Source organism: Mycobacterium tilburgii, assembly GCF_902168065.1.
GTDB classification, from domain to species: Bacteria; Actinomycetota; Actinomycetes; order Mycobacteriales; family Mycobacteriaceae; genus Mycobacterium; species Mycobacterium tilburgii.
In genome coordinates this window covers 1-5264 of sequence record NZ_LR655766.1, presented here as the reverse complement: position 1 = coordinate 5264, position 5264 = coordinate 1, and the positions used below count along the sequence as shown (strand labels likewise).

Genomic DNA, 5264 nt, shown 5'->3' with positions numbered 1-5264 from the left:
CCCCGGTGCAGCTGGCGTCCTTCGACCAACCGGCGTCGCCGCCCGCGGAACTGCCGCCCCCACCGGCTGACATCCCGCCGCCTGCCGACGCTCCGTTGCCTACGGATCTGCCGCTCACCCCATCGGCGGACACCCCGCCTCCGGCCGACGCCCCGCTACCTGCCCCCGACGCGCCGTCGGCCCCGGCCGACGCTGACGCACCCCAGCCGGAGCCACAGCACGCCACGAAGGTGGGCTACACGCAGAAGGTGTGGGAGGCGATCCGCGCCGAGAACGTCAACGGCAACGACGCGCTGGACTCGCTGGCGCTGTCCGTGGCCGTCAACTGAGACGCTAACGCCGGGTGGGTTCGGCCTAGCGCCGAACCCACCCACTCGTCGGTTACGTCATCGAAAAAGTTGGTGTTTCCAGACCGGTAGGCGCGCCTTGACGGTGTCGACCAGCTCGGCGCAGGTGGGCGAACGCCTCCTGCCGGTGATCGGCGGCCACCGCCACCACCAAGGCCGCCTCCCCGATGTGCAGCGTGCCGATCCAGTGGCTGGCCGCGACGGCGCGCACACCGGCCGATTTCTCGACAACCTCGGCGACCACCTGAGCCGCGGTCGGGTGCGCGGAGTGTTTTAGCAGCACCACCCGGCGTCCCTTGTCGTGGTCTCGGATCATGCCGGCGAACCCGACGATGGCGCCAGCCGACCGATGGCCGACCAGTTCTTTATGCTCATCCAGGGAGATGGGCTGCTCGGTCATCGCGGCACGCAGCACGACCGTCATCGGTTGTGGTCTTTACCGGCGATCTGGTCAAGGGCATGGTCGAGCACGTCGGCGAGCACACTCAGCCCGTCGCGCACGCCGCCGGGCGAACCCGGCAGATTGATGATCAGGGTCCGGCCGGCCACCCCACACCCCACGCGACAGCACCGACGTCGGGACCTTGGGCAGACCGGAGCGGCGAATCGCGTCGGCCAGGCCGGGGATCAGATAGTCCACCACCGCGACGGTCTCATCGGGGGTGACATCGCTGGGGGAGATACCGGTGCCGCCGGAGGTGATGATGACGTCGACGTCGTCGTCGAGGGCGGCACGCAGCGCCTCACCGACCGGCTTCTCGTCCGCCTACCACTTCGGGGGCGGTGACCGAAAACCCGCGCTGTTCAAGCCATTCCGCGAGGATCGAGCCGCATTTGTCGGTGTACACGCCGCTGGAAGCCCGGGTCGAGGCGATGATGATCCGGTCCGACCGGGGGTTCATGCCCGCACCCAGGTCCCGGTCTTGCCACCCTCTTTGCGAAGCACACGGATGTCGTCGATGAGGGCCGCCGGGCCCACCGCCTTGATCATGTCGTAGAGCGTAAGCGCGGCCACACTCACGGCCGTCAGCGCCTCCATCTCGACACCGGTGTAGGTCGGTGCTGCGGACCGTCGTGACGATGTCGATGTGCGCTTCGCCCACCGTGAAGTCGACGTCGACCCCGGTGAGGGCGAGCTGATGGCACAGCGGGATCAGGTCGCTGGTGCGCTTGGCGGCCAGGATGCCAGCCACCCGGGCCTCGCAAGCGTGTCGCCCTTGGGCAACCCCGCTGGACATCATGTCCACCACCCGAGCCGAAGTGCGCAGCGCCCCCGCCGCGACCGCGGTCCGCTTAGTGGTGTTCTTCTCGGTCACATCGACCATGTGTGCCGCGCCCCGCTCGTCGAGGTGCGAGAGCGCGTCCGGGTGCGATCCCCCGTCTGCCCGGCCTGCGCAGGCCTGGGTGTCCCGGCCATCCCGGCATTACCTGCCCGGTTGATGACCGTGACCGGGTGAATGTAGGGCAGATGATCAGCTTCGACAGGGAAGACGAGGTCACCGAACGGCGAGAGCGCGCCGGTGCGATCGGTCACCAGCTCGCTCACCGCGTGGTCGTCGGGGTCCGTCGTCGGCCAGCCGTTGTCGACGTACCTGCTCTTGCCCGCCTTGCCTCCAGCACTGTTAGCCACATCGTACATTCTGACAGGTCGCGTCCGCGCGCGTGACGCTAGTCGGAAGGCACCCCTGCCCAGGCCACCCCGGCGACTATCCCCAGCGTGCGTGCTCGCCGCCGACCAGGATCTCCGACCTGCTTTACGCTGGTCAGCGATGACCGACAACACCCCGGATATCCCGCAGGGATCCTGGCTGGCCGATTTGCCCGACGAGCGGCTGATCCGACTTCTCGAACTACGGTCCGACCTTGCCCAGCCGCCCCCCGGTAGCATCGCGGCCCTGGCCGCGCGTGCCGGGGCCCGGCAGTCGGTTAAGGCCGCCACCGACGAGCTGGATTTCCTGCGCCTGGCCGTGCTCGACGCGTTGTTGGTACTGCACGCGGACACCGCTGCAGTGTCGACGGCCAAGCTGCTGGCGCTACTCGACGGCCGCGCGCCCGAGGACGAGGTGATCGAGGCGCTCGACGATCTCAGGCAGCGCGCCCTGGTCTGGGGTGCCGGCGCGATCCGGGTAGCCGCCGACACCGGCACCGCGCTGCCGTGGCATCCCGGGCAGGTGACACTCGAGGACAATTCCCGCACCGGCGCACAGCTCGCGGAGCTGATCGACGGACTCAGCCAACCGCAACGCGAGGTGCTGGACAAGCTGCTCGAGTGACGGTCACCGTGATACTGGAACTCAACTTCAATCCCGAAAAGGCCGCCACCGCGCGCGAGGTGATGGGGCGCGCTGAAAGACACCCGGGCTTTCAACGGGAACGTCCGGACCGACGTGCTCATCGACGACGCCGACGAAGCCCACTGGCTGATCTACGAAATCTGGGAGACCGTCGAGGCCGACCGCAGCTTTCGTGCCGGTGAAGGCAAGCTGATCCGCTCCCTCCCCTGCTGGCCGCGCCGCCGGTCAAGAAGCGCTACCTCACCAGCGACGTCTGAGCAGCACCAGCTCAAGGCGGGAATCACTTAGCGTTCGAACAACTCGATGCCGGAGCGGTCGTAGGCCGCCTCTGGGAAGTACGATTACCTGTTCCGTGGTGCCCGACGCGGAGTCGGGCAGGCTCGACGTCATCGAATCCGCCAGTGACTCAGGCACATACCCGGCCAGCCAGTCGCGTATCCGCTGCTGCCGATCGCTGACCTCGGCATCCGATGTGCCGACCCTGATGGCCGCGGGGGACCACTTGGCCACCGCCGCCGCGTCCGGGGCGAACGACGCGCACACCGTCGTCGTGGACGACAACGGTGACGAGAACTTCGTCAACGACAACGGCCAGACGTCCGGCGCTATTTTACAGCAACGTCACACCCCAAACCAGGGTCAGGACGCGGTTGGCGCGCTTGAATGCAGGGTGCTGCCACGCCTCGCGCGGGGTGGACTCCCGGGCATATTGTTCGGTGAACGGGACAAGGGCCAACGAGCCCAGCGCCACAGCGGCCAGGATGCCGCTCGACAACGTCGCCGATCAGGTATCCATCCAGTCATCGTTCTTGGCTCCGGTCACCCATCCGGCGATCGTCAGCCCCACAAAGAATACGATCGTGACGAGGTCGAGCACTTTGTGGCTGCCACACAGGATTGACAGGCCCGCCAACGCCATGGTCATCGGGCATCTGCATACTTTCCGGTCAGGTGCTGTCGACCTCGTCCGGAGAGTAGCTAAGACGAATCCCTAGCGCAGCGAATGCGCGCTAGGTCAGCGAGGCCGGCGGCAGGAAGCGGTCACCGTACTTGGCCGCGAGCTCACGCGCCCGGGCCACGAAAGCTTCCTTCCCACGGCCGAGCGGACCTTCGTAGCCCACCATGAACTGCGCGCTGCCACCGGTGTACGGCGGGAAGCCGATGCCCATGATCGAGCCGATGTTGGCGTCGGCGGTCGACGTCAGCACACCCTCGTCGAGGCACTTCTGAGTCTCCAGCGCCTCGGCGAACAGCATCCGGTCGATCATGTCCTGCAGCGGCGGCTGCGAGCTGCCAGACTTGAACGTCTCCCGCAGGCCCGGCCACAACCGGGTGCGCTTGCCGTCGACGTACTCGTAGAAGCCCGCGCCCTTCAACCGGGACGGCCGACCGAGCTCGATCATCCTCTCGACGACAGCCTCGGCCGAGTGCGGCTCGTAGGTGCCGCCGGCGTCCTCGACGCCCTTACGGGTGGCCGCGGCGATCTTGTGCATCAGCTCCAGGTTGAGCTCGTCGGACAACTGCAGCGGCGGCGCCGGGTAGCCGGCCTGCGAACCGGCGTGCTCGATGCTGGCCGGTTCCACGCCCTCGCCCAGCATCGCCAGCGCCTCGTTGACGAAGGTGCCGATGACCCGCGAAGTGAAGAAACCGCGGCTGTCGTTGACCACAATCGGGGTCTTGCCGATCGCCAGCGTGTAGTCGAACACCCGTGCCAGCGCCTCGTCAGACGTCTTCTCGCCCTTGATGATTTCGACCAGCGGCATCTTGTCGACCGGGGAGAAGAAGTGGATCCCGATGAAGTCCTCCTGCCGCTTGACACCGGTCGCCAGACCGGTGATCGGCAGCGTCGAGGTGTTCGACCCGAGCAGCGCGTTGGGTTCGACAATTTCCTCGATCTTTTGGAACACCTTGTGCTTGAGGTCCTGGTTCTCGAAGACCGCCTCGATCACGAAGTCGACGCCCTTGAAATCGGCGGCGTCGGCGGTCGGCGTGATGCGGTCCAGAAGCACCTTGCTCTTCTCTTCGGTGGTCTTGCCTCGCTGAAGTGCTTTGGCCTCAAGCTTTTCCGAGTAGCCCTTGCCCTTTTCCGCCGCTTCGATGGTGACGTCCTTGAGCACCACATCGAAGCCGGCCTTGGCCGAGACGTACGCGATGCCGGCGCCCATCATTCCCGCGCCCAGCACACCGATCTTGTTGATCTTGACCGGCTCGATGCCGTCGGGACGCGAGCCGCCGCCGTTGATGTGCTGCAGATCGAAGAAGAACGCCTGGATCATGTTCTTGGCGACCTGACCGGTGACCAGCTGGGTGAAGTAGCGGCTCTCGATGCGGCTGGCGGTGTCGAAGTCCACCTGCGCGCCCTCGACGGAAGCGTCCAGGATTGCCCGCGGTGCCGGCATCGGCGCACCCTTGAGCTGTTTCTTCAGCAGCGCGGGGAACGACGGCAGGATGCCGGCCAGGCTGGGGCTGGCGGGCGTACCGCCGGGCATCTTGTAACCCTTTTTGTCCCAGGGCTGTTCGTGCGCTTCGGGGTTGGCCTTGATCCACGCCTTGGGGGCGGGGCCCAATTCCTGGCTCTTCTTCACGTCTGACGCTGCCGAGGCTTTGGCGTGGGTGGTGTGTT

Annotated in this window: 3 protein-coding genes and 7 pseudogenes; 3 read left to right on the top strand and 7 right to left on the bottom strand. The window is 66.7% G+C overall.

From position 1 onward, the window contains the following. Positions 1 to 329 (top strand): annotated as a pseudogene (locus tag FQ389_RS17370) (transglycosylase family protein); the annotation flags it as partial. A gap of 32 nt (positions 330 to 361) precedes the next feature. Here FQ389_RS17370 and FQ389_RS17365 read toward each other — a convergent pair. The 4 pseudogenes from FQ389_RS17365 to FQ389_RS17350 all read right to left on the bottom strand — a co-directional run. Continuing rightward, positions 362 to 771, bottom strand: a pseudogene (locus tag FQ389_RS17365) (molybdenum cofactor biosynthesis protein MoaE); the annotation flags it as partial. Next, positions 768 to 1249: pseudogene (locus FQ389_RS17360) on the bottom strand (MogA/MoaB family molybdenum cofactor biosynthesis protein). The pseudogenes FQ389_RS17365 and FQ389_RS17360, both read right to left, overlap by 4 nt. Positions 1250 to 1465: 216 nt before the next feature. Then, positions 1466 to 1672, bottom strand: a pseudogene (locus tag FQ389_RS23010) (cyclic pyranopterin monophosphate synthase MoaC); the annotation flags it as partial. Positions 1673 to 1779: 107 nt separating this feature from the next. Further along, positions 1780 to 1977 (bottom strand): annotated as a pseudogene (locus FQ389_RS17350) (hypothetical protein); the annotation flags it as partial. A gap of 139 nt (positions 1978 to 2116) precedes the next feature. Here FQ389_RS17350 and FQ389_RS17345 point away from each other — a divergent pair. Together FQ389_RS17345 and FQ389_RS17340 are read left to right on the top strand one after the other, a co-directional pair. Then, a pseudogene (locus FQ389_RS17345) lies at positions 2117 to 2617 on the top strand (helicase-associated domain-containing protein); the annotation flags it as partial. Beyond that, a pseudogene (locus FQ389_RS17340) lies at positions 2617 to 2898 on the top strand (putative quinol monooxygenase). The pseudogenes FQ389_RS17345 and FQ389_RS17340, both read left to right, overlap by 1 nt. Positions 2899 to 3251: 353 nt before the next feature. Here the strand turns inward: FQ389_RS17340 and FQ389_RS18340 are convergent. The 3 genes from FQ389_RS18340 to FQ389_RS17330 all read right to left on the bottom strand — a co-directional run. Further along, entirely contained in the window at positions 3252 to 3416 is a 165-nt protein-coding gene (locus FQ389_RS18340) for a DUF3159 domain-containing protein (RefSeq protein ID WP_186296501.1), read from the bottom strand. Between the two features lie 9 nt (positions 3417 to 3425). Further along, entirely contained in the window at positions 3426 to 3566 is a 141-nt protein-coding gene (locus tag FQ389_RS18335) for a hypothetical protein (RefSeq protein ID WP_186296500.1), read from the bottom strand. Positions 3567 to 3651: 85 nt separating this feature from the next. Further along, positions 3652 to 5264, bottom strand: a 1613-nt coding sequence (locus tag FQ389_RS17330; RefSeq protein WP_144209878.1) for a 3-hydroxyacyl-CoA dehydrogenase family protein, incomplete at its 5' end; no start/stop codon positions are given.

Coding starts and splice junctions, on each gene's coding strand:
- FQ389_RS18335 (WP_186296500.1), bottom strand. CDS start 3,566: ATGACCATGGCGTTGGCGGGCCTGTCAATCCTGTGTGGCAGCCACAAA.